Source organism: Pollutimonas rozaliensis (assembly GCF_048751585.1).
GTDB lineage: Bacteria > Pseudomonadota > Gammaproteobacteria > Burkholderiales > Burkholderiaceae_B.
Map to the genome: position 1 here is coordinate 153,226 of NZ_JAZHOB010000006.1, position 25,317 is coordinate 178,542.

The window sequence follows — 25,317 nt, forward strand, 5'->3', positions numbered from 1 at the left end:
ATGAAACGACGTCCTGCATCGCTTACTGTACGCCTGACCGTCTCTATCGGAGCGGTTATAACGGTGGTACTGCTGTCGTTCGGCTGGATTGTCGAGCGGTCAATCAACAATCACTTCGTCCAACAGGATGTTGATGAATTGATTGCTGTTGTTCAGACGCTAAAACACACACTCGCGACGCTGCCGCCCGACGACAGTCCTGAAGCATTGCGAAGGCGTCTCGCAAACGCTGTCTCCGGCCACCACAATGCTCAGTACCGGATATCAACGGTGGACGGTTCTGTGATTTATGCGACGCCCGGTTCAGACTTGGCCAGATTTGCAAGGATTGCGCAGCCTGTCGAGCAGATCACGATCGATACCGTTGGCATATGGCAAGACCATGGCGAGACGTTCAGAGGCGCCGTCCTGCGGATTGCGCCAGACGGCATGGCCGCGCTCACTATTGCAGTGGCTACCGGGATTAATTTTCACCTGCACTACCTGGAGAGCTTTCGCAACTATCTTCGCCTCATCACGGTCGCCGCTTGCCTTATCGCAATCCTGGCCACGTGGTTGGCCGTGCACAGGGGCCATGCGCCCATACGACACATAAGCCGTGAAATACGAAGCATCAGATCTGATCAGATGCATATCCGGCTGGAGGCCGACGCAGTCCCCACCGAACTGCTCGAACTCGCAACCTCTTTCAACCAGATGCTCGACCGTCTCGAAGGTGTTTTCAAACGACTATCCGACTTCTCGGGGGACATTGCGCATGAGTTGCGTACTCCGATTACAAATATAAAGACCCAGACCGAAGTGGCGCTCTCGCAGGCGCGCAACGTCGAACAGTATCGCGAGATTCTGTACTCCAATCTCGAAGAGTATGAGCGCATGGCAAAGATGGTGGGCGACATGTTGTTCCTGGCTCAGGCAGACAACAACTTACTGAAGCCTGAACTTGTAATAATTGATCTTGACGCTGAAATACGGGTGCTTTTTGATTATTTCAGTGCCTGGGCCGAAGAACAAGGAGTGACCTTGGAACTGGCAGGCGAGCGTGTCTGCATGTCGGGCGACAGATTAATGATTCGGCGTGCGCTGAGCAACCTTTTGTCCAATGCTATTCGTTATACGCCGGCCCAGGAAGCCGTCACAGTTCGCCTCGAAACAGCGGCTGAGGCTATAAAGGTTCGCATAAAAAATCCGGGGCCCATCATTCCTGCTGAACATTTGCCTCACATTTTTGAGCGCTTTTATCGTGTCGATCCTTCGCGCCAACGAAAAGGGGAGGGGGCTGGTTTGGGTTTAGCGATTGTGAAATCAATTATCGACGCACACGGCGGCACGATTACTGCAAGAAGTGACGGGGAAAACATGATGTTTGAAATCGTGCTGCCTGAATAATGCAGTAGCAGCCTGTAGGATAAAGGCTTTATCAACTAAGCCTATTTTGCAGACTGCCGCTGGACTTCCAGTTGATACTCTGGTCCCGAACGCAAGCGGATATATTCCGCATATGCGGCCCTGTACCTGGGACTGAAAGTGTCAGGGTGGGCCCACGAGAACTTGTCCATTCCCGCGCGCTTCCAGAGCGCCAAGTCAGCTTGAACTTCTGCAACTGTTTTGGACTCTCTTTGAACCTCAGTGACGCTTTGCTTTGTTTCCCGGTCAGAGTGTACTGACTCGCGCATCTGTTGAGCACCCGCAGTCGCCGTGGCTGCAAAGAAGAGGACAGCTGTTACTAAATACATTCTTGAGATATGCATGATTCTTATTCCCAAAAGCCGGATGGCATCATTTTCTTGCTATCGGAATAGCCCAATTCATATTGGGCTATCTGACTGAAGCATGTGCGTATTCTAAGGAGGCTATTGTGACAAACTCCGCACATTCAGATTACGTTTTCGTAACCTTGATGACGACATCTAGCGCTCTGCAACTCTTGTTTAACGCTATTCGCTACACACCTTTCGGGCAAGTGATAACGATTTCCCAGGACACCATCGAGAGGTCTGTCCTTTTCATGGGCCAACGGAAGGTCTAGCGGACTGTTTGCTCAAGCTGAAACCAACCTCGCTCCAGTCTGCACCTGAGCGTGCAAAGGTATTTCCGCCATGCATGCGTGCGATGGCCCTGACGATTGCTAGGCCTAGACCATGGCCCTCGGGCCGTTGAGCCCGCGATGAATCGGCGCGGAAAAACGGTCAAAGATCTTTGGTACGATTGCCGCTGGAATACCTGCGCCACAATGACGAACTGCAATTTGAGCGGCCTCGTGATCTGCATGGATGGCGATCGTTATTGTCTCTCCGTTTGAAACATAACTGCCTCCTTAAAATATAAGTCGTATTTTAATAAGACATTAAGTCTACACAGTAGGACTGCTTTGCTTATTCAGATATGGGTTATCCAAACGCATTCCAGACCGTGGGCTGCCGATGGTTCGTTTGTTGGTCGAGCCTTTTCATAACCGATGTCCAAAGGCACTGGCACTGAATTCGCCCTGAAATAGTCAGCCCAAATCAGCCTTTCGGCTCGCGGATGAATTCAAGGGCAGACTCTGAGCTTCCCGATGGGGCGCCACGCCCGGCCGTCAGGCTATCGGTTTAGCTCACCCGGCGTTGCGGGTGGAAGACTTCTGTGCGCTTCAAATTCTTTTCGGGGTCTTGTTCGATTCCGGCTTCAATCTTATCCGGGCAGCGCCGACCGATGCTGTCAATCAAGCCCATAAGAACTAGACCGCCTTTCCAGCGGCAGGAGCAGCCGGTCTAGCCAAGACGAAAGAATTTACTCTCACAAAGGACCTTTATTTCAAAGACCTTACGAATTCGTAACCTTGCTGTCGGCTAAACGACGAGTTTGGATTACTACAATCTCAAAACACTGGCGTTCTAGTAGGAGGTCGCTTATACCACTGTTCCGGAAGTTTCCCTTCGCTTTTAGAACAACTCGAATGCCCCTTTCTAAGCTCCGCCGTTGTCAACAGTAGCGCATTAGAAGTCAGTCGCAACCAAAGATGTAGCAGCAGGTGCTAATTCTCTTCGTTATTCGAGTCCTATCCTAGCTTGCGTTGCGTTCAGTTGGTTAATCAAAACGTTAGTCACGTGTAACAGCACAACGCTAATGGCGATCCTGGAACTCAGGCCAGAAACGTAGAAAAGAGGTGGTTGAATCGTGGATCACAAAGCCGCTGTAGTAGTTGAATGTATGAGCAGTGGCTGCTTCAGGGATAGTAGAGCTTAATAATGTCCATCGGATCAAAGTCTATTCGTCGTTGGCTGTCTAAGTGGCTAGCCGCCCAAACATTTCTTGGCCTCGGAGTGGTGTGCGTCGCGGTGTATTTTGCTACGAACGCGCATTTAACTTCTCAACAGAACGCAATGCTCACGCAAAAGATCGATGTTATCCGGCATTTGGTGGAAGAGAATGCAGCCATGGGCGATTCTGGCTTTCTACGCCATAAGCTTAACGACTTTTTCTATGGGCGCCCGGACTTCTCCTTAATACTTGAAGTTGATGGGAAAAAGGAGATCTATGGAAAAAGGCTGGAAGAAGGAATGGGCTCTAATGAACGCAGAGTAACGTTCTCGCTTCCTAGTGCCGAGCCAGAGAACCGAATGACAGCACAGTTAGTTCTTGACGTCTCACCTTACATTAACCTACAGCAGACGCTTGCATTCGCTCTCTTCGTTTGTGCATTGGTGGGGGCCATGCTTGTCTCTCTGGTAAGTACTCTTCTAGTCAGGCGTGCATTAGCGCCTGTTGACGAGCTTGGCCGTCAAGCCGCGGCACTTTCGCCCGACAAAATGGGCCAGCGGTTGAACGGGCAAAGTCAAGCGGAGGAAATTCAACCGTTAGTCAGCCAATTCAACGCGGTCCTTGATCGATTGGAAAATGCCTATGTACAAATGGAGGGGTTCAACGCTGATGTTGCACATGAGCTTCGCAATCCACTGACAACCCTGATTGGTGAAACAGAGTTAGCGTTGCGTTCAAGTTATGCCGGTGCCCAGCTCAGAGAAATGCTCGGATCAAACCTTGAAGAGTTGCAACGTATGGCTCGAATAATCACCGACATGCTATTTCTATCACAGGCTGACTGCGGTGTTCGCCTGCATGGAGAGTTCATTCAGAGTGTGGCTTCCGCGATCATGAAGGTCCTGGAATACTACGAGGTAGAAGCTGCAGAATCTGGTGTGAGCCTTGTGCTCGTTGGCGATGCGCAAGCAGAGATAGAGCGGACGTTACTCCAGCAGGCCGTCTCTAACCTGATTTCTAACGGTCTTCGCTATGCTGACAGTTCTAGCGAAGTGACCATCAGTATTTCTGCCCATGCAAGCGAGACCGTAATAGAGGTCTCCAATATGGGGAAACCCGTTGAAAAACAGCATCTACCAAAGCTTTTTCAACGCTTTTACCGTGTCACAGGGGAGCGCACTACTGATGGCACCAGCCATTGTGGCCTCGGTCTTTCGATCGTTGCAGCGATTGCAAAAATGCACGGAGGAGGAAGTTTCGCCAAGAGTATAGGTCACAGGACCACGATAGGATTCAGTATCGCGAACACAGCCCGTGGTTCGACCATAGACTCTATTCCTAAGCTGTAGTAGTTCCGATCTGCATTGTAAAAACTGGCTCAAGACCGCTCTAGCAACCATTTGGAGACGTGAAGCCATACTCTCGAAAACTCCGATTCGTCTCATTGTTATCGCTGCTCGCCGTGCTGGCAGGCGTTCAGTTTTGGGTCGGCTTGCTTTTTTTCCATATTCGCCGACGGTGTGCCTTCGCGAAATCTCACATATCGTTGTCAGGCTCTAGCACGTACCCCATGCCACGCACCGTATGCAAGAGCTTTTTCTCAAATGGCTCATCAATCTTTCCCCGCAGCCTTCGAACGGCGACTTCTACAACATTGGTGTTGCTATTGAAGTTTATATCCCAAACCTGTTCAGCTAGATCCAGGCGGGAAAAGACCTCGCCTTGCCTGCGCATCAGCAGGGCCAGTAAAGCGAACTCCTTGGCCGTCAGATCCAACTTTACGCCCGCCCGAGAGGCGCGGCGGCGAAGTAGATCAAGCTCTAAATCGGCGACGCGAAGCACATTGGAACCCGGGCTCTCGCTGGAATCAGGAATGCCTCTCCTACCCAAAGCCAGAACACGAGCCAAAAGTTCGGACAGAGCGAAGGGTTTTACCAAATAGTCATCCGCTCCTTCGTGAAGTCCCTTCACACGATCTTCGACCTTGCTTTGCGCGGTCAGCATAAGGATGGGCACAAGACTATTCCTGCGCAAGTCGCGCAAGATGGAGAAGCCATCAATGTCTGGTAGAACCACATCTAGCAGTATCAGATCGTACTGACTTTCTCGCGCAAGATGAAGACCGCCCATACCCTCCAACGCAATGTCGACTATGTGGTTGTGTTCTGTTAGTGCCCGCTTTAAGTACTCCGCGACCTTGTACTCATCTTCTATAACCAGGATTTTCATTCGTTTCGCAATTTCAGGTTGGCATCACGGCAAAGCCCCGACTTCATATAGGAGCGTAGTACCCCAGATTGACGTAAAGTGCCGGCAATCACAGGCCCCTAACCAAAAGGGGAACGCATCATTGCCGCCGCTACCAGAGCATCTTAAGCAATCCATTCCGTCAATTCGCGCACCGCTAAATTACGAATTCGTAACTAACCAGTGCGAACTGATGAACAGCATGTCGTCGAAGGGAAGCCCTCATAATCCAGTCTTTCTGAATTTGAAATGCGCTTCGACCGAAGCGAGATAGGCCCGTAACGGCATCGAATATGCCAAGTGGAAGTGTTAATCCACTTGGTCTGAGAGGTGGATTACCGAGAAGCTTTCATGTGATGCGATGGAGGCTTCACATCTGAGGTCGTCTCGTTCTAAGTCGAACGCAGAGTCAAGGGATTTCGCGAACTTGGGCGTCATTCAAAACTTACAAAAAAGTAATCTGAACGTCTGATGTTTGTCGAGTTTGCATCGGTAGAATTCTGTTCATGCTTCAGGCGATGGCTCCAATCCAATTGGGTATGTCCGCGTAGCCTCGAAGCCAGATGAGCTGAGTTATAGGAGTAAATGTTATGCGTATTTCTGGTAAGCAGGCCGTAACTGCATTCTTACTTACTGCGACCGTAACGGCCGCCAGTGCTCAACAAATGCATCAGCCAGTCCAAGCCGTGTCATCAAATACTAATCAAAGCATCGTGGACGTCTATGGAGAACCGAAGACGCGTGCTGAGGTACGCGCTGATCTGGAGCTGTGGAAACGAGCGGGCCTGGATGATTTCTGGCGCGGTGAGGCCACGCCAGATACCTTTAGCCGCGGATACCGGATGGCGTACGCCGAATACGTCCGGATGCGTTCAGGCCCCGAATATCAACAGGAAGTAGAACGACAGTCTGCTATGTAGCACCGTTGGCCGTAGAGCCTTTCTCCGCGATGGGATGGGCTGGTGTCACCGCGCACGCTGATCTCAATCAGTCGTGCGCGGTTTTTTTTGCCTAAAAGAATGTTGAAAAAGGTGGCCAACAGAGTCCTTGGACGTGGCCCTTAATCCAGATTGCGTAACTTAACTAAGACGTAAAGGAATGATCCTCAGCTCACTGATTACCGCGTAGCCTGCATAGATCGCAACAGCATTGGGGCCGCTACACATAAACAACCGCGCACGACTGATTGAGATCAGCGTGCGCGACGACTATCGCCCCTCCCATAGCGGGAAGGGCCTTGCCAAGATCAATCACATGCCTGATTGTCGTTCTACTTCCTGTTGGTATTCGGGACCTGAGCGCAGGCGGATATACTCAGCATAGGCAGCTTTGTACTCACGGCTGAATGTGTCAGGCGTGGCCTCACCGCTCGAAAACTCATCGAGGCCAGCTTGTTTCCACAGTTCCAGGTCAGCGCGTACTTCGGCGCGTGTCTTAGGTTCGCCGTAAACATCTGCCACACCCGCTCGGGCTACTTGGGTACCAGTTGATGGTGTGGACTGCAATTGTGCATTTGCAGTCATGGCCGCCGCCGATAGTAGCAAAGCTGCCGATAGGTTTCTTTTAAATTTACTCATAACACTTAATTCCTCAAATATCTGAAACATTTCCGCTTAACCCTCCGATAGATCGCTCAGAGAATCGTTATCCTTGATCGGATGAACCATTGTAGGTAAGCAAAGCTGGCAAACTCCGCACATGGACATTACATTTTCGTTATCTCATATCTACATGCACGCGCCAAGCGTTTACGAGGTTTGAAACGCATGTTCAATTCCAGCTCGCGATAAATACGGTAAATGCGCTCGTCGTCTAATTGGTCAATCAACAATCAACTGTGGTCATTGTCCCCGAGTTCGACAGTTAAAAGCACAAGTCATTGATTTATAAGCAATCGAACTCAGAACGCTCCACTACAAGTTCACATAGTCAACGTGGGCGGTCGGCTTCTTGATCTTCAGGCTGGCCAGCACCGCGGCTTGTTCAGCGTCTAGGGCAGAGATGCCGGCCATAGATGTTTGGCCCTCAAACGTAACTCTGTGCGTCTGGATTCGACGCAATACGGACAAGGCTTGCTTTGGTGAACGAATCTGGGGCATCGGGTCTTCGTGCAGTCGGGCACGCATGACGCGGGCCAGTACCAGCGCGATAAAGCGGATGTAGGCATGCGCCCGGATCCGGTCCGGCAGCCGATGGTAGACCGGACCGATTTCGATGTCGGATTCGAGCATCTTGAACCCGCGCTCGATATCGGCCAGGGATTTGTAGCGGGCAATGACGTCACCAGAAAGTGGGTGCCCAGTTCTTGGGCGGCACAGAACAATTCATATATGTCACTTTCGCGATCGCCAACGTGGATGCATTGATCAGGACATCCTAGCAATTCTGTTGACTGCTGCACGTTTTACAACCAGCGAATGCTTTCCTTCTGCTCAATCGGTACACGGGTCGGGTTGATCTTGCGCTTAAGCGCATTCGTTCCCTTGAATTTATTGCGTGTCCAGAATTTGACGGCAGCCATACCCAGGGGCAATCCTTCTGGGGTGACGACCAAACTGGAATGCATCAATATGCCGCAAATCGTTTTACGTGCAACCTTACTGAGCAGCCCTATATTGCCCTCGTTGCTGCCATATGAAATCTCCGTTGTATCGTGCAGGACGAGCAGTGGTCCCGACATCGACTGGGCACGGTCGCGCGTGCAATGCATATGCCCCGACAGAATGGCCCATCCATTAACGCGCGGATTCGAGAAGAATCGATAGGCCGCCTTGGATTGCGCCGCATCTTGACATGCAAAGAGAATGCTTGGTTCGCCAGCTGCCGTGATTTGTTTGAGGACTTGACGGAAACGTCGGGCTAAACGCACATCACAGAACTGGCATGCGGCGGTCGCTCCTTCATGCTCGGCCCAGGCATCTGCACTGAACTTCGCGCTTGATATCTTCGCCATTCGGATTACCTCCGGATCGTCCCTATGGCAATAGAATACTGCTAACTTAATCTAAACCATTAAAAATGATCAATAACTGATTGATATTTTTGGGTAATAGCAAGGTTCACCGGATGGATACCCTCAAAGTCAGGCGCCCTATGGTCGAAATGCTGCCTTTGTTTCCGGCAACAAAACTCAATCCGTCGGTATCGGCCTGCGCCATAGCTTCTGAGGAAAAAGTAGAGAACACTTCCATCGGTGCGTTGAGCTTCCAGCGTATCGATAGAGAGGAAAACCGCTTGCAGATGCTGCCCCTCTGAGCCGGCCGATTCTCTGGCTCGAGCTTGTCCAGTTTATAGGACCAGCCAGAGGCCGATACCATCGTGCGCAAGTGCCTTCATCCGATTGCTCCGTTTGTTGGCAAACAAATATGCGCGATGGGGTGTGCTGCGCCGAAGACCCGAACCACACGGGCTAGGGCGGTGTCGGGCCTGGCTGGCATATCCATGAGCTCGATCGTTAGCCACACCTGATCGACGCGGATCATACCATCAAGTCTCGGATTCAGTGGACCATCTCGCCAGATCGATTCTGCGGCCAATGTACGGTCATATTAATCGCCCTGGCGGTCCACTCGACTCGTACGTTTCGACCGTGTCCGCATCTGCCCTCATGTCGGCGCCAGGCACTGTCGGGGCAGATATTGCATTAGTGGCACAAAGTCCGACCACAACGCAGTCGGCGTACGCTGATCAGAATGAGTATGGAGCGCCGCATGTTCGCAGGTATCCAGCGTGCGCATACCCAACCATTCATATTCCAATACCCAGCGACGCAATAGGTTAGGGTTCAGACCATTGTCGACAGCAATGGAAGCCATGAAAGTCCAGCTGTTCAGGCATTGATTGCACATCTGGGCCTTGAATCGGCGCTGTGAAAACGCCGAAGTCGGCGCGCCTCGGCGAGGGAGCTGCCCCAAAAAGAGGCTCCTCATGGCGCATTTCCCGGTTCGACATCCTGTAACGCGGCGTCCCGCAGGATGTCAACTCCGCCTTTAAGGGCGATTCCTGCGACGATCACGCCCACGACCAAATCCGGCCAAGTCTGGTCGAGCCACATCACAAGTCCACCAGCGACCAGTATGCCCCCATTGGAGGCAAAGTCGTTGAAGCTGAAAGTTTCGGCGGCCTTCATGTTGACGTCATCGCTGCGCTGGCGTCTGATTAGCTGTAGGCAGATCAGATTGACGACCGCTGCGACGACTGCAAGGCCCATCATTGTCCAACCGATCGGTTCTGTGCCCACCAGCCAGCGCCGCACAACATCTGCCATGACGCCGGCGGAGAAGATTAGCAGCATGATGCCCGATGCTCGCGCAGCGCCGCGCTTCCAACTCGCGCCGCGGCTTACCGCCAGAAAGCTGATCAAATATACGGCGGCGTCAGATCCGTTGTCCACGGCATTGGCCAATAGGGCGCTGGAATCTGCGGCTAGGCCGCCGGCTCCAAGGCCCAAGAACAACAGCGCGTTCAGAACCAGCACCACCAGCAATGTGCGGCGCTGTACTTGCTCGATGCCGTGAGAACCGCTCAATGCTCGATCTCTCCGATGTCGATCTTCATAATGCGCTCAATCTCACCCCATCTCCCGGCTGTCGATCAGCTCAGCGAAGTGGGGCAAAAACTAGCTGGACAGCCGACGTCGGGCAACTCTGCGGAACTGGGCCTTAAAGCCATGGTGTACATATAATGCTTTCCCACTTTCGATTCCAAATCCCGACAGTCTTTTGAGGTGCCCGGCTATGCTACGGCCGATAAAAGTAGCACGTTCCTTCGGATCGAACAACCAGACCCGCTATGACAATAGGAGTAGACCAGGCCGGTTCTCCGGTGAGGATTTGGGTGGCTGCATCGCTTTTGGTGTGTCGTCAGATGGGACTCGGCGTTGGTCCCTGAACGCTCCCTGGTACGCAGCTTCTGGAGAGTTGCCATGTCATGCACTGCGAGTAAAGGACCCGTTAGTGAAGCTGCAGGCTTCAATGTAGGTCGAGAGAATGGCGTGCTGACCAAGAGTCAAGACTGACCCTTGATCCTCAATCTCGATCACACCTCGTACTCTACCGCCTAGTCTGTCAGAATGGTCCCAGAGCGTTCAAGGTCGAGTCCCGGCCTTGATCGCAACGCAAGTAGGAAAGCGCGGGCTTCGCGGGTTCGCAAAAATGTAATCCAAAAGACGGAGGTTTGTCGCGCTTGGAAAGATATATTCACCGACACTCAATAAATGAGCAGAATGTCGAGATTGAGATTTCTTTCGCCCTCACCGCAACCCAACGCACGAAGACAGCGCCGTAACAAGCGGGTTGTCGGCCCATCGCTGGCGGTCCAAATCATCCAATTCCTCGCCTCGGGTGGGACCGCAACTTTAATTCATTGGACCACAATGGCCTTGCTAGTCTGGCAAGGCGCGCCGGCAGTTCTGGCCACGGTAATCGGCGCTGTCGTCGGGTCCCTCTTCAACTACTTGTTCCAGTTTTACTGGGCATTCAGTGGTATCGGCGTTCATAGCAAGGCCATTCCCGCTTATGCCAGCACGGCGATTTTGGGCTGGTGTGTCAATGCTGGAATCTTCTACCTCCTAATTTCGATTGTTCACGCGGGCCATGGTTTAGCGCAGCTTTGCGCCACCGCAGCAGTCGCAATCATCAATTTCATCCTTTATAAAAGGATTGTGTTCCATGAACGCGTTACCCGAAAACTGGCACCCTGAATTTCACGAGGACAGCAAGACCGAGCTGTCGGTGATCGTCCCGCTGTACAACGAGCACGAGGTGATCGCGCTAATGCATGAGCGCTTAACCGCCGTGCTTGTCGACCTCGGTATTCCCTATGAGCTAGTCCTGGTTGATGACGGAAGCCGGGACGGTACGCCCCACGCGATGAGCCAACTAGCCGAAGCAGACCCGACAGTGACTGCCGTCTTTCTAAGCCGGAATTTCGGAAAGGAAGCCGCGCTCACAGCGGGCCTTGAGCATGCTGCAGGTGACGCGGTCATCATCATGGACGCTGACCTACAGGACCCCCCAGAGCTTATTCCGGAGATGCTCCAAGCCTGGAAGGGCGGCGCCGACGTGGTCTGCATGCGCCGCCGCTCAAGAGCAGGTGAGACGTGGTTCAAGCGCTTCAGTGCGCATCACTTCTACCGCTTGCTGAACGCGATCAGTGATGTGGACATTCCACCCGATACGGGCGATTTTCGATTGTTAAGCCGCAAGGCAGTATACGCACTGAAACAGTTGAATGAGCGCAACCGCTATATGAAAGGCTTATTCGCCTGGATCGGCTTGCCGACCACAGTCATAGAGTATGACCGCATGCCGCGGGCAGCGGGCCTCACCAAATGGAACTATCTGGGCCTTTTAAATCTGGCCTTCCAAGGCATTACCTCATTCTCGACAGCCCCGCTCCGTCTGGCAATGGTTGGCGGCTTACTGACGGCGCTATTCGGCATTCTCTTCACGCTATGGATCGTCGTCAAAGCCCTCGTCTTGGGCGATCCCGTGCAGGGTTACCCGTCACTCATCTCAATGATCACGATTCTCGGCGGTGCTCAATTGCTGTCTATCGGCCTGCTGGGCGAATACATCGGAAAAACCTATTACGAAGCCAAGCAGCGTCCCGTTTACTTGGTGCGCGAAGTGGTACGACGAGGCAAGCCGGTCGAACAGACGGCATCCGACTCCGCGCCCAGCCCTGCAGGAAAAAAGTGGTATGCAACGTTTTAGTAAAGGCGCCTGGTTGACGCTTGCGGCGGTGCTGTTGCTGCTTCCCATCTCAATGATGATCATTCCGCTCTATGACACGAGCGAGCCACGCTATGCGGAGATCGCGCGCATTATGGCGCAATCAGGGGACTGGATAACGCCTTGGTTCAGTCCGGGCGTCCCGTTTTGGGGAAAGCCCCCTCTTTCATTCTGGGCCCAAGCCTTATCAATGAAGGCATTTGGCGTTACTGAGTTTGCTGCGCGTTTCCCATCATGGCTGTGCCTGCTTTTATCAAACGGCATACTCCTGGCAGGGTTGCGATCGTTGCGAGGACCACGCGTCGCGCTTTGGGCGGCCATCATCTATAGCACGTGCACGCTGGTCTATATCAGTTCAGGCGCCGTACTGACGGACCCATTTCTCGCGCTGGGTACGACCCTGTCCATGGTTTCCTTTGCCATGGCAGTCCAACACCGCCATCCCGCTTTAATTCAAGCGGGCGATCAGCAGAGGAAATCCACCTCCACGCAGAACGAGAGCTCTTCTTGTTGGTGGCAATACGGGTTTTTCCTCGGACTGGCGATTGGCCTTTTAGCAAAGGGGCCGTTGGCTGTAGTGCTGAGCTTTGTACCCGTAGTGGTTTGGTATGCCCTCAACCGGAAGTCGATTGAGATCACTAAAGCGCTGCCCTGGGGTAAAGGCCTAGCCTTGATTGCAGCGCTAAGTCTGCCCTGGTACATCCTCGCTGAAATCAAGACTCCTGGTTTTCTGGACTACTTCATTGTAGGTGAGCACTTTCGCCGATTTCTCGATCCTGGTTGGGAAGGCGATCTATATGGAACGGCCCATCGTCAGATGTATGGCACGATATGGCTATATTGGCTGCAGGCGTCTTTCCCCTGGGGCGTCCTGATGCTGGCAGCGATGATCGGCGCTCTGCGCAGTTCGCGCCTTCGCGTGGCAATGAAGGCCACCAGTGACGACCCTCTGTGCAGTTATTGGCTGGCAAGCGCCTTGTTCACGCCATTGTTTTTCACATTCTCTGCCAATATTCTTTGGACCTACATCCTTCCCTCATTGGCCGCTTTCAGCGTTCTGATGGCTATTTTTGCTGACGAGATATGCAGTCGATTCAACCTTTCCGGACGCAGGCTGCTGTCAGTTGCCGGTGTTGTTCCGGCGGTGATGCTTGTGTTGAGTGCTATCGCGTGGATCAACCCCGACTTGCGAAACACTGAACGCAGCCTGGTTCGCTATGTCATGCAGCGAGATGAAGCCACTGTTCCGCTGTTCTATCTGTCCAAGCCTCCTTTCTCTGCGGAGTTCTATTCAGCCGGTCAGGTGCGGGAGATAACGCAGAGTGAATTGTCACAAGCAGTTGAGGTTGGCACACCGTTCTATTTAGCAATTCCTAAAAGCGAGCAAAAGATCGTTGCAGATATACTCGGCAAACAAATTGATGAACTTTATTCCAACAAACGGTATGCCTTAGTGAGAGTACCGAGTATTAAAGGTACGCCACCACCTACATCTATTCAGGGGTCGCTTCAGAAAACGGAAAAAATCGTACGTTAAGCCGGTTGCAAAGGGCGAAGCGGCCTGGACTTGCCCGCGCCAATCTTGGCGCTACTGCGCCAGAGGTAATCGCCTGTCAGGTTGATGTGCTCCCAACCCAGCGACGACAAGTATTGCAACAGCGTATCATCGACGCCGTGACCGTGCCCTGCTTGATCGACGTGGCCAGCCGCAGGATTCGTCCAAATGGGCGCGGACGTGCTTGATATTGAGCGTGCCGCCGATCATCGGTTTCAGCCCGTCATAGGCGGCGTCGCCCTTGGGGATGTAGAGCTTGGTGTCGCCCAGGCTTGGCGATCTGCCTGAAGGCATTGCGGCCGGCAAGCTGATCTTTGGCATCTTCGCAGCGCTCGCCGAGTTCGAGCGCGAGCTGATTACCGAGCGCACCATAGCTGGGCTGGCGTCGATGGAGCCGGAATCCCGACAGGAAAAACATACGCACTTGGGATAAATAATCCGGAACAGTGTACGTAAGACAACTTTGCCCTCGAAAACCCGCTCGCAGCCTGCCCCGCGAAGCGCGTCCGTCTGCGTGTCGACAACATCGGGTAAGCGATTACTGGCATCTGGGACCAACGCTCCGGTAAAGCAGCTCTTTTCGGCAAACCGGGATAATCACGCTACGTTCGTCAAAGGATCTCGATAGGCGAGCAGCCGAAGTGCGTTCACGACCACCAGGAGCGTCGACCCTTCATGCATGGCGACCGCCGGCCCTATCCCAAGGCCAAGGATGGTCGCTGGTACCAGCAAGACCACCACGCCCAGACTGACAAAGACATTCTGGCGGATGATGCTCCGGGTATGGCGACTGAGGCCGACCGCGAAAGGCAGATGGGCAAGATCGTCGGCCATCAAGGCCACATCGGCCGTCTCCAGCGCTACATCGGAGCCAGCGGCCCCCATCGCGATGCCCACGGTCGCGCTGGCCATGGCCGGCGCATCGTTCACTCCATCGCCAACCATCGCCACCTTTGTCTCGGCTCGAAGCTTCTTGATCGCCTCGACCTTGCCCTCGGGCATGAGATCGCCCCAAGCTTCCTCAATGCCGACTTGGCTGGCGACGGCCTTGGCCACACGCTGATGATCGCCGGAAATCATGATCATTCGCTTGATGCCGATCTGACGCAGTCGGTCGAGCGCGGCCTTGGCCGCTGGACGAGGGGTGTCCATGAGGCCAATTGCGCCGAGAAACTGTTCACCCCGCAACACCACCATGCTGGTCTGGCCGGCGGCACGCAGCTGTTCGATGGCTTGCGTCATCTCCTGCGACAGGGGCGCGATGCGGTCTGTGCCGAACATCTCGGCCTTGCCGATGAAGATCTCGTCCTCGCCTATAAAAGCCGAGACGCCGCGACCCGTCAGGCTCTTCAGGCTTTCCGCCTGCGGGATGGCTTGGTCGCCGACATGCTCACTGCCATCGCGGGCAATGGCCTGGGCCAAGGGGTGATCGCTCAAGCTTTCGACCGCCACCGCGACCGCCATCAATTCCTGCCTGGTCACATCGGAAGCTGGGACGATTTCCCGAATGCGTGGCTCGCCTATGGTGAGTGTGCCGGTCTTGTCAAAAGCGATGGCATTGAGCGATCCGAGCAATTCGAGCGGAGCCCCGCCCTTGATGAGCACACCGCCGCGCGCAGCGCGGGCGATCCCGGACAGCACCGCGCTGGGGGTTGCGATCGCGAGCGCGCAAGGGCTCGCAGCGACCAGCACTGCCATCGCGCGATAGAAACTATCGCGGAACGGTTCGTCCACCACGACCCAAGCGAACAGGAGCAGAACCGCCAGAGCCAGGACTACTGGCACAAACACACGCTCGAACCGGTCGGTGAACCGCTGGGTGGGGGACTTCTGAGTCTCCGCCTCGCTCACCATCTTGACGACCTTGGCAAGTGTCGTCTCGCTCGACAAGCGGGTCACTTCAATCTCGATAAGGCCGCTGCCGTTGATGGTGCCGGCAAACACGCGATTCGCCGCATCGAGCCTGTCCGGATTGGCGCGCGCCGTGGCGCTGTCCCTGACCGCGGCCTTGTCCACAGGCATGCTCTCGCCCGTTACCGGTGCCTGGTTAACCGCAGTGCTCCCCTTGATGATAAAGCCATCGGCAGGAATGCGCTCGTCGGGCTTGATGACAACGATCTCGCCGACTTTGAGATCTTCGACCGGCACTTCGCTCGTCCCACTATCAGACCGGCGCACCGTTGCGGTTTTCGGCACCAGTTCGGCCAATGCCTCGATCGCGCGCTTGGCGCGTCCCATCGCATAATGTTCGAGCGCGTGACCCAGGCTGAACAGGAAAAGGAGAAGTGCGCCTTCTGCAAACGCGCCGAGCGCGGCAGCGCCAGCAGCCGCGACCAGCATCAGCGTGTCGATCTCGAACTTACGCAGCTTCAGATTGTCGATAGCTTCGCGCAGGGTGAAAAAGCCGCCGAAGAAATAGGCCGTTACGTAGAGTGCAGTCGGCAACCACGTCGGAGCGCCGCTCACAAATTTTTCAATCACAAATCCGACCACCAGCAGACCTCCGCAGGCGAGCGCGAAGATCAGTTCGGTATTGGGACCGAGAAAGGCGCCGTGGGCATGGTCGTGAGCTCCCCGGTCGCCGTTGTTGTGCTTGTGGCCATGTGCGCTGTGGTCGTCGTCGATGCCAGGCGAAGCCCGTGTGTTCGGCACCGAATGACGGGGCGTCACGCCCATCTCAAACAGGGCGCCGGAAATATGTTGCTTGGATATTAGCTCGCGGTCGAATTCGACGCGGAGCTGGCCTGACACGCTGGCTTCCGCTTCTACTACGCCAGGAAGTGTGCGCAGCCGGTCCGAGACCGTCCGAGCACGCCGCTGGTTGCTGATGCCGTCGACCTCCCAATGCAGGTGCCCGAAGCGATCGGTGATCGTTGCACCTGCCGCCTGCGTGATCTCGCGGATGCGAGTCAGCGAGACGGTATCAGGATCATAATGGATGCACAGCAGTGGGGGACTGCCCGCATCCGGGATGACGATATGTGCCTGTTCGATCCCCAATAGTGCGGACAGCTCCGACGTCAGCCGTGTAACGCATGCATCGGAAGCATCGGTGACTTCGGGGAGAATGAGCGGAATGTCGAGTTGAAGCTTTTGCGTCATCGGATTGTCCCGTCTTGCGGCATTGTGGGGACACGGCCTGTGCTCCAGAAGACTGGCGCGAAGGCGGATGTCGTTTCCATTGGCTGGCAGCCGTGTGCGCAGCGGACTTCTGAACGGAAGGTGTCAGCAACCCTATGCACAAGACACCGTAAGAGACCAGGCCACGTTGTTGCATCTGCTTATCTATTCTTGCGGCAGTCGACGAAATCTATGCGCATCAGTAACCCCCTCTGTCTGGTGCCAAAATGCCAAGACATACAATGCATCGTGGGGCGAGCGGCGGCGATGGTTGGCGAGGTGCTGGACGCGAACTTTTAGCGTGTCGTCGATCTTGAGGGGCGTTGCCAGAGTGAGCCTCCTATTACATGGTAATACGTAGCGATGCCGTAGACTTTCTCGTCCTGTCCATCAGACGATCACTAGACGGCCATGCCGGACAATATACTTGATTAACGGCTCAATAAGATAGGCGGCGGAATAACGGGCAATGGCGCGGATCGGCTATGCGCGGGTATCAACGACGAAGCAGGACACCGCCTTGCAGACGGACGCGCTTCGCGCGGCAGGCTGCGAGCGAGTTTTCGAGAATACGGTTTCCGTGGCCAAATCCGCACACCCTAGTTTGGCTGCGGCTTTGGAATATCTGCATGATGGCTATGTGCTGATGGCGTGGCGACTGGATCGGCTTGGGCATTCTCTGCCACATCTGATCAGACTCTTCGGCGCGCTGGGCCAATTGGAGCGCGACTTGTTTCGCGACCGAACCATGCCTTGCCAGGCGCGGCGGATCAGGACATACATCTGACGCCTGGACAAGCCAAGCGTTTGAGCAGCGATGTCGTCGGGCTTCATGCCCGACCACCTCAAGCGCTGCCAGCAGCCTGATGATCTCCGCCCGGTGCCGAGCCTGTGCTCATGCCCCGTCGAGCAAGGTGGCCACGCCCTGCTCGGTAATCGGTGATGTGTCTGAGGTCATGCCCATATCTCGCTTTGGTGCATACGAGTATTGAGCATAGTCGAGATTGGTGCCAGTGACTTCTGATATTGCGCTGTCAGGAGCCGCCTGCACACTTGACGTTATTCCCCTGTCAATTGGTGTGATCGTCTTCTGAAAATGAAAGCCGCAAGCGCGCCGTGTCGCTATGCGCTGTGACCAGCGTGGCACCTGGCCACCCGTGCAAGTCCGCCAGCAACGGCCCGGTCTAGGCTTGCCACAAGCGCCGCGCCGCGCTATGTCAAGCACCTCAACAATCAGCCTACAGATGTTGCAGTATGTCGCATTATTGCGACAGTTGTGTTCACCTGTTGAAGTATAGCCGGCCGTGATTGCGCTCAGTCGGTATTACCCCTTTCGGTTCGTTTCAACTACCGCTATGGCTTGCTAAGCAGGGCTATGCACCATTTAGCGCCTTGCCCAGCCGGGAGTAAAACCACAGCAAACCGACTGATTTGTAAGCTTAAAGTCTGCGAATTGTCGAGAACGCGCGTTTACGCTTTCTTTGTCGAGGCCTTCGGAACGTGGATGTATCCGGGCACCAGACCCTTCCGTCGGCATTGAATCCTGCCGAGTATTGCAAAACATATGGAGTTTTTACTATGAAAAAAACGCTTCTCGTGGCCGCATTGGCCACAATTTCTTCCGGTGCCGTGCATGCCGAGTCGTCAGTGACCCTCTACGGCCTCATCGACGCCGGTGTAGGGTATTCTAAAGTCGAAGGCTCTTTTACGGATCCCACGACTGGCCAGACAGTCAGTGCCAAAGGAAGCCGCATCGGCATGACCGATGGCGTCATGTCCGGGTCTCGTTGGGGAGTTCGCGGAAAAGAGGATCTCGGAGGCGGTCTTTACGCAACCTTCCAGCTAGAGTCTGGATTTAGTCCCCGTACTGGTACGTCGACACAAGGCGGCCGTCTATTCGGACGTGAGGCTACGGTGGGCCTTGCCAGCGATAACTGGGGGCAAATGAAGATCGGTCGCCAGTACAACATTGCCTCTAGATACTTCTATAGCACCTTAGGTTCTTCATTTGGAGGCGGCTTTACCCAGCTGAACATGGGCTCTGGGCTCGGATTCAGCTCGGGTAATTTCGTGCGATACGACAACTTGGTCACATACGAAACCCCGTCGGTTGCTGGATTCACATTGGGAGTTGGTTATTCCTTTAGCGCAGACGACTCACGGGCAAACCAGGTCGGCTTCGAGACTGCAGACAACACACGCGCCATATCTGTGGGTCTCCGATACGGGAATGGCCCACTTAGCGCATTTGTCTCATACGACCAACTGAACCCCTCCAGTAGGCTCAGTGAAGCGCAAAGGGATGCCACACCTCGTTCATATCTAGTGGGGGCAGCATATGATTTTGAAGTCGTGAAACTTGCATTAGCGTATGGCCGCACGACTGATGGTTGGTTCGGCGGCAGTGGCCTTCCAAATGGTGGCAGTATCGGAAACTTCACCGGAGTGCCAACGAATGCCTTTGTAGATGGCTTCAAATCAAACTCTTACCTCGTAGCGCTATCGGCACCAGTTGGCGCGTCCAGCGGTGTATTTGGCTCTTGGCAGCGCGTGGACGCGAATGACGACCGTTTGACTGGCGGTGACTCCACGAGCAATACGTTTGCCCTTGGCTACACCTACAAATTGTCCAAACGCACTAACCTATATGCTTTGGGAAAGTACACCAAAAACTTCGCATTCTTGAGCGATGCTAAAGCGACCGAGGCAAGCATAGGCATTCGTCATCAATTCTAATCGAGACTTTTGCTTCTGCCGAAGCAAAGGATCCCGCCGCGAACATGGCGCCTCGGTGCCTAGCATCGTTGGCGGGGTGGCAAAATTAATTGACAAGCATGCACGCGCCATTTGAAAAAGGTCGGCACTTTTATGCCCGTCGACGTTTCAGTTTTAGAAGGCGTTGACGATAAGCCTGCTTCGGCTCTCAGCTCTTTAATCAGTGGTTTGTTGCTTTCTTTTTAATATAAAACCCAACTTCGCTCCAACCTTTGCCCGAACGGGCAAAGGTGTCGCCTCCGTGCATGCGGGCGATGGCGTTAACAATTGAGAGGCCAAGGCCAAGGCCGTGGCCTTCAGGCCGCTGAGTACGCGATGAATCAGCTCGAAAGAATCGCTCAAAGATCTTTGGCAGAACTTCCTCAGGGATACCTGTGCCGGAATTTCGGACCCCGATATGGACACTCTCACGGTGATCATGGATTTCTATACTAATCGTCTCCCCTGGGGGACTAGCTTTGACCGCGTTAGAAACGAGATTAGAAATAGCTCGGCGTATTAAACGAGTGTTCGCCAAGACGTCAGCGTCGCCAACGACATTGACCCGCAATTCTGCGGATTCAAGCATGGCTTCATAGTAGTCGAGTACAATCGCGACCTCGCTTCTTATACCGGTAGGCGTAAGCTCTGCCGCTACTGCGCCACTATCGGCTCTGGCTAAAAAGAGCATATCGTTTACCATAAGTTGAAGTGATTCCAGCTCTTCAAGGTTCGACATCATCGTGACTCGAAGCTCCTCGGCAGAGCGTGGCCGACCAAGAACAACTTCCGTACCGCTGATAAGGTTAGCCAACGGCGTTCTTAGTTCATGAGCGACATCGGCATTAAATTCTTCTGAACGACGGTACGCATCCTGGACACGATCCAGCGTTCGATTAAAGGTCATGGACAGCTGCCGCAGCTCTATGTCAATGTCATCTACTGGAAGACGCACATGAGCGTCCCGCGGCCCGATCCGAGCCGCCTGCTCTGAAAGTCGGTCAATTGATAAAAGTGATCGCCTCACTGCCCATGTAGCGAGCGCAGATACAAATGCCACCCACGCCAAACAGACCATCAACAGAGTGGTTCCAAAGACGTATAAGAGCTTATCGCCTCGTCCCGTATCCATCGCCACAATTAAGTTGTAATTCGGCACTTCGCCTGCAGTAATCTTAGTGTCTAAACCTCTAAGCCGCCTGCCGTCCGGCAGGTCAATCGTAAACCCTCCCTCGGTCATATCATATCGATCTACAGGAAACGGCTTTCCATATATCAGGGCTCCTTGAGGATCGAAAATCCATACTTCCAAGTATTCATGCTCTCCAAGGAGATCAGCTAGCGAGTTTTTAAAAACGTCGACATCGATCGGGTTGTCCTGCATAGAAGCAAGATGTGTAATGAGTTCAACTTTCCCTCGTATCTCCGTGATCTCTTGATGGTGCACTTCATAACTTATTACTTTGAACAGCACCAAGCCAGCCAAGCAAGAGCCCATCAAAGCGATGGACCCAAACACGAGTATCAATCGCTGATACATAGACGGCACGCGCAACAATTTCACGAGTCGCGAAGCTCCAATACATAGCCCATCCCGCGAACCGTGTGAAGCAGTTTAGTATCGAAGGGATCGTCTAACTTTGCTCGTAAGCGGCGTACAGCAACCTCGATAGCATTTGTATCGCCATCGAAGTTCATCTCCCACACCTTCTCCGCTAGCACGGTTCTAGAAATCACTTCGCCATGGCGCCTTAGCAAAAGCGCCAGCAACTTAAACTCCTTTGCGGTGAGGTCAATGCGTTCGCCGGCGCGCGTAACCCTTCTCCTGACTAAATCCAGGTTCAGATCACCTAGCTCAAGCGTGGTGGACTCTTGCGTCGAACCACGCCGCAGCACAGCGTGAATACGAGCAAGTAACTCCGAGAAGGCGAATGGTTTCACTAAGTAGTCATCGGCACCGCCCTCCAGACCTCGTACGCGATCTTCAACCTGATCCCTCGCTGTAAGCATGATTACATGCGTCGGCTTGTCTCGTCTGAGCTCCTTCAGGATGGTATAGCCGTCTATTCCGGGAAGCATCACATCGAGTAGCACGATGTCGTAGTGTCCCTCCCGAGCTGCATGCAGACCATTGATGCCATCCCGAGCAACATCCACCACATAGTTGTTCTCTGTCAATCCCTTACGCAGATAGTCCGCTAGCTTTCTTTCATCTTCGATTATCAGTATGCGCATTTCCATAGGCCCTAAAAAGCAATGTCACCTCCTTGTCTGCGTTGCAGAAGGCACTTTTTACCTAAGAGCATTTTATCCTACGGCGTGAAACCGAAAACTCCGGTCGTTTAAAACCCCGAACTATCCCCTCGGACCATCAAACCGTCCACACAAACAAGTGGCCTATCCCTTGCATGATAACTGGGTGGTCGTACGCCCTCTGGGCCCACCGCATTCGATAAACAGCACTCTGCATAAGCATGAAGCCGCATTTGCGGCCTCATTGCTACTTCTTATCAGGAGTCTAAAGGAGCCTCCTCTATATCACGTCGATGCGCCAGGCGATATAGGAGTGGCAAAACGAAAAGCGTAAGAATGGTGGAAGATATAATACCGCCGATCACTACCGTAGCAAGCGGTCGCTGAACCTCAGCACCGGTTCCTGTAGCAATCGCCATCGGGACAAACCCCAGAGACGCTACTAATGCTGTCATTAGCACAGGCCGCAATCGCGTAAGCGCACCCAATCGAATTGCCTCCAGAAGCGGCTTGCCTTCTTCTCTCAGCGAGCCAATGAAAGACAGCATGACCAAGCCATTGAGCACTGCTACCCCACAAAGCGCAATGAACCCTACTGCCGCAGAAATCGATAACGGTATTCCACGTAACCAAAGTGCGAATATTCCGCCGGTAAGAGCGAAGGGTATGCCAGTAAACACAATCAGACCGTCTCGAACGTTACCGAACATCGCGAACAAGAGAACAAAAACCAATAGCAGGGCCACAGGGACAACTATCTGTAGCCGTTGGGTCGCTGATTGAAGCTGCTCAAACGTTCCCCCCCACGTTATCCAGTAGCCCGTCGGAATTTTGACTTGCTCTATCGCCTGGGCGGCATCATCGACAAATGAACCCAGATCTCGTCCGCGAACATTGGCACTGACAACAATCCGGCGCTTTCCATCTTCCCTCGATACTTGATTCGGCCCCGGAGACAGGTCCAAAGTAGCAATTTCACTCAATGGGATGTAGGACACGCGGCCACTCTCGGCGCTGTCATTAGGCAACGCTATAGGCAACTGTCGAATAGCCTCAATATTTTCGCGCACACCGTCGGGAAGGCGCACAGTGATGTCAAACCTTCGATCGCCTTGGAAGAATGTTCCCGCCACTCGTCCGCCAAGCGCGATAGAGACGGTCTCCTGGATGTCCATCATGTTTAATCCATAACGCGCCGCACGTCCTCGATCAATGTCTATGGTAAGTACAGGCAGCCCGGTCGTTTGCTCTACCTTCACCCCAGTGGCGCCCTCAACTTGAGTCAGTACCTCTGCAATCTCAGTTGCGGTTGCATTCAGGACATCGTTATCGTCGCCGAAAAGTTTCACGCCAACGTCACTTCGTACGCCCGAGATCAGCTCATTAAATCTAAGTTGAATAGGTTGAGAAAATTCATAGTTGTTGCCCGGAATTTGGTTCGCCTCAGCTCGAATCGCTTCAAGTAGCTCATCGCGCGTCTTCACTGGTTCCGGCCATTGGTCCTGGGGCTTAAGCATTATGTAGCCATCAGAGATATTGGGCGGCATTGCATCAGAAGCAACCTCTGCTGTACCTGTTCTTGCAAAAATCCGTTCGATTTCTGGGAACTTCTCTTTGAGGCGAATCTCTAGTTGCTTCTGCATTTCAAGTGATTGGGACAAACTCGTTCCCGGAATGCGTAGAGCCTGTACAGAAAGGTCACCTTCGTTCAGTTGGGGAATAAACTCGCTTCCCATTCGAGAGGCCAAAACGCCAGTTGCCAGCACTACCATGATAGCCACTGCAAACACGGCTTTGCTATGTTTGAAGGCCAGTCCCAAAAGTGGCTCATACATGCGTTTGGCCCACGACATCAGACGATTTTCTTTCTCCGCGACCCGTTTTCCGATGAACAGCGCAACAGCGGCCGGCACAAACGTAACCGACAATATCATTGCTCCTATCAACGCAATGACAACGGTAAACGCCATCGGATGAAACATCCTTCCTTCAACGCCGGTCAAGGCGAAAATGGGAAGGTAAACAACCATGATGATCAGCTGACCAAAAATCAACGGCCGCCGGGCTTCTTTTGCTGCAGCGAATACTTCATGAAAGCGCTCCGTCTTAGTCAGCGGCCGTTTCTGATGCTCCTGCGCGTGAGCGAGACGCCGTACGCAGTTTTCAACAATTACAACGGCACCATCAATAATGATGCCGAAATCTAGGGCACCCAAACTAAGGAGGTTTGCACTGATCTTGTACGTCACCATCCCCGTGAAGGTGAAGAGCATCGACAGCGGAATAACCATTGCGGTAATGATTGCAGCTCTTATGTTCCCCAAAAACAGGAATAAAATAACGATAACTAGGACAGCACCTTCGAGAAGATTCTTCTTGACAGTATTTATTGCTTTGTCGACCAATATAGTTCTGTCATAAACGGTAATGGCGTGAACGCCCTGAGGCAGGTTGCGATTAATCTCCTGCATCTTCTGGTCAACCGCTAGCGACACCGCTCGACTGTTTTCCCCGATCAACATGAAAACAGTTCCCAGCACAACCTCTCGACCGTTGTCCGTTGCCGCACCGGTGCGCAGCTCCCGCCCTTGCTCCACCTGCGCGACATCCCCAACGCGAATGGGTCGCCCGCCTTGCACGGACGCAACAATAATGTCTTCTATATCTTGAACGGACCGAACCTGCCCAGGTGCTCTAATAAGATATTGCTCGCCTTTCCGTTCAATGTAACCAGCACCGACATTGGCGTTATTTTTTTCAAGTGCCGAAACGATATCCGACAGTGATAAGTTATAGGATTCCATTTGCTCAAGGCTAGGTGACACCTGATACTCTCGAGCAAAACCACCGATCGTGTTGATCTCCGTTACACCGGGCACGTTGCGTAGCTGCGGCTTGATGACCCAATCCTGAATCTCGCGCAGATCTGTGAGTGTGTACTGCGTACCATCCGGCTTACGGGCACCATCTTCCGCTTCGACCGTCCAAAGATAAATTTCGCCCAAGCCTGTCGATATGGGGCCCATGGAGGGATTAATTCCATCGGGTAGGTTATCCGTGGCTTCTTGCAACCGTTGATTGACCAGTTGCCTTGCAAAATAGATGTCCGTACCGTCTTCGAATATGACGGTAACTTGAGATAAACCGTAACGCGAAACCGATCGAGTCTGCTGTAGACCAGGCAGGCCTGCCATTACAGTCTCGATGGGATATGTGATTCGTTGCTCAACTTCAAGCGGAGAGTAACCGGGCGCACCTACATTGATTTGGACTTGTACATTGGTGATGTCTGGAACCGCGTCGATCGGAAGTTGACTATAGTTATAGACGCCAAGGGCACCCATGGCCAGAACCGCAAGAATAACAAGCCAACGCTGCTCAATGGCAAATCGAATAATCCGTTCAAACATG

The 25,317-nt window shown here is 53.5% G+C and carries 18 protein-coding genes and 4 pseudogenes; 10 read left to right on the forward strand and 12 right to left on the reverse strand.

What is annotated here, in order from left to right; all coding sequences use genetic code 11:
* Window positions 1-1,389 (forward strand): Cu(+)/Ag(+) sensor histidine kinase, encoded by a 1,389-nt coding sequence (locus tag V0R37_RS12585; protein WP_420374851.1) that lies wholly within the window; start codon window positions 1-3, stop codon window positions 1,387-1,389.
* A 41-nt stretch (window positions 1,390-1,430) separates the two neighbouring features.
* On the opposite strand, the gene V0R37_RS12590 is transcribed toward V0R37_RS12585, so the two are convergent.
* Both V0R37_RS12590 and V0R37_RS12595 read right to left on the reverse strand, forming a co-directional pair.
* Entirely contained in the window at window positions 1,431-1,751 is a 321-nt protein-coding gene (locus tag V0R37_RS12590) for a DUF4148 domain-containing protein (protein WP_420374852.1), read from the reverse strand.
* Between the two features lie 255 nt (window positions 1,752-2,006).
* Window positions 2,007-2,287, reverse strand: a pseudogene (locus V0R37_RS12595) (ATP-binding protein).
* A gap of 943 nt (window positions 2,288-3,230) precedes the next feature.
* Between V0R37_RS12595 and V0R37_RS12600 the strand changes: the two are divergent.
* Window positions 3,231-4,592, forward strand: coding sequence for a heavy metal sensor histidine kinase (locus V0R37_RS12600; RefSeq protein WP_420374853.1), 1,362 nt, complete (start codon window positions 3,231-3,233; stop codon window positions 4,590-4,592).
* 187 nt (window positions 4,593-4,779) lie between these two features.
* Here V0R37_RS12600 and V0R37_RS12605 read toward each other — a convergent pair whose 3' ends face one another.
* Complete coding sequence (locus V0R37_RS12605) at window positions 4,780-5,472, reverse strand: heavy metal response regulator transcription factor (RefSeq protein WP_420374854.1); 693 nt, start codon at window positions 5,470-5,472, stop codon at window positions 4,780-4,782.
* Window positions 5,473-6,080: 608 nt separating this feature from the next.
* Here V0R37_RS12605 and V0R37_RS12610 point away from each other — a divergent pair.
* A complete protein-coding gene (locus tag V0R37_RS12610) occupies window positions 6,081-6,410 on the forward strand; it encodes a DUF4148 domain-containing protein (RefSeq protein WP_420374855.1) in 330 nt (109 codons plus the stop codon).
* Window positions 6,411-6,740: 330 nt separating this feature from the next.
* Here V0R37_RS12610 and V0R37_RS12615 read toward each other — a convergent pair whose 3' ends face one another.
* The 3 genes and pseudogenes from V0R37_RS12615 to V0R37_RS12625 all read right to left on the reverse strand — a co-directional run bounded on the left by V0R37_RS12615 (window position 6,741) and on the right by V0R37_RS12625 (window position 8,443).
* The gene (locus tag V0R37_RS12615; protein WP_420374856.1) at window positions 6,741-7,097 is read right to left on the reverse strand and encodes a DUF4148 domain-containing protein; all 357 of its coding nucleotides are present in this window, start codon (window positions 7,095-7,097) and stop codon (window positions 6,741-6,743) included.
* Window positions 7,098-7,403: 306 nt separating this feature from the next.
* Window positions 7,404-7,772: pseudogene (locus tag V0R37_RS12620) on the reverse strand (IS1634 family transposase); the annotation flags it as partial.
* A gap of 122 nt (window positions 7,773-7,894) precedes the next feature.
* Complete coding sequence (locus V0R37_RS12625) at window positions 7,895-8,443, reverse strand: IS4/Tn5 family transposase DNA-binding protein (protein ID WP_420374857.1); 549 nt, start codon at window positions 8,441-8,443, stop codon at window positions 7,895-7,897.
* Window positions 8,444-8,583: 140 nt separating this feature from the next.
* Here V0R37_RS12625 and V0R37_RS12630 point away from each other — a divergent pair, with 140 nt between their 5' ends.
* Entirely contained in the window at window positions 8,584-8,745 is a 162-nt protein-coding gene (locus V0R37_RS12630) for a hypothetical protein (RefSeq protein ID WP_420374858.1), read from the forward strand.
* Between the two features lie 670 nt (window positions 8,746-9,415).
* Here the strand turns inward: V0R37_RS12630 and V0R37_RS12635 are convergent.
* Entirely contained in the window at window positions 9,416-10,018 is a 603-nt protein-coding gene (locus V0R37_RS12635) for a cation efflux transmembrane domain-containing protein (RefSeq protein WP_420374859.1), read from the reverse strand.
* Between the two features lie 696 nt (window positions 10,019-10,714).
* Between V0R37_RS12635 and V0R37_RS12640 the strand changes: the two genes are divergently transcribed.
* The 3 genes from V0R37_RS12640 to V0R37_RS12650 are packed head-to-tail and all read left to right on the forward strand — an operon-like array spanning window position 10,715 to window position 13,761.
* A complete protein-coding gene (locus tag V0R37_RS12640; RefSeq protein WP_420375031.1) occupies window positions 10,715-11,191 on the forward strand; it encodes a GtrA family protein in 477 nt (158 codons plus the stop codon).
* Window positions 11,160-12,206, forward strand: a complete 1,047-nt coding sequence (locus tag V0R37_RS12645) for a glycosyltransferase family 2 protein (RefSeq protein ID WP_420374860.1) — start codon at window positions 11,160-11,162, stop codon at window positions 12,204-12,206. Before V0R37_RS12640 ends, V0R37_RS12645 begins: the two co-directional genes overlap by 32 nt.
* On the forward strand, window positions 12,193-13,761 hold the full coding sequence (locus V0R37_RS12650) for an ArnT family glycosyltransferase (RefSeq protein ID WP_420374861.1): 1,569 nt from the start codon (window positions 12,193-12,195) through the stop codon (window positions 13,759-13,761). The genes V0R37_RS12645 and V0R37_RS12650 overlap by 14 nt, the downstream gene beginning before the upstream one ends.
* Here V0R37_RS12650 and V0R37_RS12655 read toward each other — a convergent pair.
* Window positions 13,758-14,061: pseudogene (locus V0R37_RS12655) on the reverse strand (Tn3 family transposase); the annotation flags it as partial. The gene V0R37_RS12650 and the pseudogene V0R37_RS12655 overlap by 4 nt on opposite strands.
* A gap of 13 nt (window positions 14,062-14,074) precedes the next feature.
* Between V0R37_RS12655 and V0R37_RS12660 the strand changes: the two are divergent.
* A pseudogene (locus V0R37_RS12660) lies at window positions 14,075-14,188 on the forward strand (recombinase family protein); the annotation flags it as partial.
* A 188-nt stretch (window positions 14,189-14,376) separates the two neighbouring features.
* On the opposite strand, the gene V0R37_RS12665 reads toward V0R37_RS12660, so the two are convergent.
* Window positions 14,377-16,881 carry a heavy metal translocating P-type ATPase gene (locus V0R37_RS12665; protein ID WP_420374862.1) on the reverse strand — a complete coding sequence of 835 codons (2,505 nt, stop codon included), beginning with the start codon at window positions 16,879-16,881 and terminating at the stop codon, window positions 14,377-14,379.
* Between the two features lie 487 nt (window positions 16,882-17,368).
* On the opposite strand from V0R37_RS12665, the gene V0R37_RS12670 reads away from it, so the two are divergent.
* Both V0R37_RS12670 and V0R37_RS12680 read left to right on the forward strand, forming a co-directional pair.
* Window positions 17,369-17,686, forward strand: a complete 318-nt coding sequence (locus V0R37_RS12670) for a recombinase family protein (RefSeq protein WP_489685801.1) — start codon at window positions 17,369-17,371, stop codon at window positions 17,684-17,686.
* A gap of 791 nt (window positions 17,687-18,477) precedes the next feature.
* Complete coding sequence (locus tag V0R37_RS12680) at window positions 18,478-19,635, forward strand: porin (protein WP_420374863.1); 1,158 nt, start codon at window positions 18,478-18,480, stop codon at window positions 19,633-19,635.
* A 199-nt stretch (window positions 19,636-19,834) separates the two neighbouring features.
* Here V0R37_RS12680 and V0R37_RS12685 read toward each other — a convergent pair whose 3' ends face one another.
* From V0R37_RS12685 to V0R37_RS12695, 3 genes are all read right to left on the reverse strand, one after another.
* Window positions 19,835-21,217, reverse strand: a complete 1,383-nt coding sequence (locus V0R37_RS12685; RefSeq protein ID WP_420374864.1) for a heavy metal sensor histidine kinase — start codon at window positions 21,215-21,217, stop codon at window positions 19,835-19,837.
* Entirely contained in the window at window positions 21,214-21,888 is a 675-nt protein-coding gene (locus tag V0R37_RS12690; protein ID WP_420374865.1) for a heavy metal response regulator transcription factor, read from the reverse strand. The genes V0R37_RS12685 and V0R37_RS12690 overlap by 4 nt, the downstream gene beginning before the upstream one ends.
* Before the next feature lie 275 nt (window positions 21,889-22,163).
* Window positions 22,164-25,316: a CusA/CzcA family heavy metal efflux RND transporter gene (locus tag V0R37_RS12695; RefSeq protein ID WP_420374866.1), complete on the reverse strand. Its 3,153-nt coding sequence runs from the start codon at window positions 25,314-25,316 to the stop codon at window positions 22,164-22,166.
* Window position 25,317 lies beyond the last annotated feature (1 nt).

What these genes read in the sequence shown, in the direction of transcription:
- V0R37_RS12585 (WP_420374851.1), top strand. Translation starts at nt 1, where the DNA reads ATGAAACGACGTCCTGCATCGCTTACTGTACGCCTGACCGTCTCTATC.
- V0R37_RS12590 (WP_420374852.1), bottom strand. Translation starts at nt 1,751, where the DNA reads ATGCATATCTCAAGAATGTATTTAGTAACAGCTGTCCTCTTCTTTGCA.
- V0R37_RS12600 (WP_420374853.1), top strand. Translation starts at nt 3,231, where the DNA reads ATGTCCATCGGATCAAAGTCTATTCGTCGTTGGCTGTCTAAGTGGCTA.
- V0R37_RS12605 (WP_420374854.1), bottom strand. Translation starts at nt 5,472, where the DNA reads ATGAAAATCCTGGTTATAGAAGATGAGTACAAGGTCGCGGAGTACTTA.
- V0R37_RS12610 (WP_420374855.1), top strand. Translation starts at nt 6,081, where the DNA reads ATGCGTATTTCTGGTAAGCAGGCCGTAACTGCATTCTTACTTACTGCG.
- V0R37_RS12615 (WP_420374856.1), bottom strand. Translation starts at nt 7,097, where the DNA reads ATGTTTCAGATATTTGAGGAATTAAGTGTTATGAGTAAATTTAAAAGA.
- V0R37_RS12625 (WP_420374857.1), bottom strand. Translation starts at nt 8,443, where the DNA reads ATGGCGAAGATATCAAGCGCGAAGTTCAGTGCAGATGCCTGGGCCGAG.
- V0R37_RS12630 (WP_420374858.1), top strand. Translation starts at nt 8,584, where the DNA reads ATGGTCGAAATGCTGCCTTTGTTTCCGGCAACAAAACTCAATCCGTCG.
- V0R37_RS12640 (WP_420375031.1), top strand. Translation starts at nt 10,715, where the DNA reads ATGTCGAGATTGAGATTTCTTTCGCCCTCACCGCAACCCAACGCACGA.
- V0R37_RS12645 (WP_420374860.1), top strand. Translation starts at nt 11,160, where the DNA reads ATGAACGCGTTACCCGAAAACTGGCACCCTGAATTTCACGAGGACAGC.
- V0R37_RS12650 (WP_420374861.1), top strand. Translation starts at nt 12,193, where the DNA reads ATGCAACGTTTTAGTAAAGGCGCCTGGTTGACGCTTGCGGCGGTGCTG.
- V0R37_RS12665 (WP_420374862.1), bottom strand. Translation starts at nt 16,881, where the DNA reads ATGACGCAAAAGCTTCAACTCGACATTCCGCTCATTCTCCCCGAAGTC.
- V0R37_RS12670 (WP_489685801.1), top strand. Translation starts at nt 17,369, where the DNA reads ATGGCGCGGATCGGCTATGCGCGGGTATCAACGACGAAGCAGGACACC.
- V0R37_RS12680 (WP_420374863.1), top strand. Translation starts at nt 18,478, where the DNA reads ATGAAAAAAACGCTTCTCGTGGCCGCATTGGCCACAATTTCTTCCGGT.
- V0R37_RS12690 (WP_420374865.1), bottom strand. Translation starts at nt 21,888, where the DNA reads ATGCGCATACTGATAATCGAAGATGAAAGAAAGCTAGCGGACTATCTG.
- V0R37_RS12695 (WP_420374866.1), bottom strand. Translation starts at nt 25,316, where the DNA reads ATGTTTGAACGGATTATTCGATTTGCCATTGAGCAGCGTTGGCTTGTT.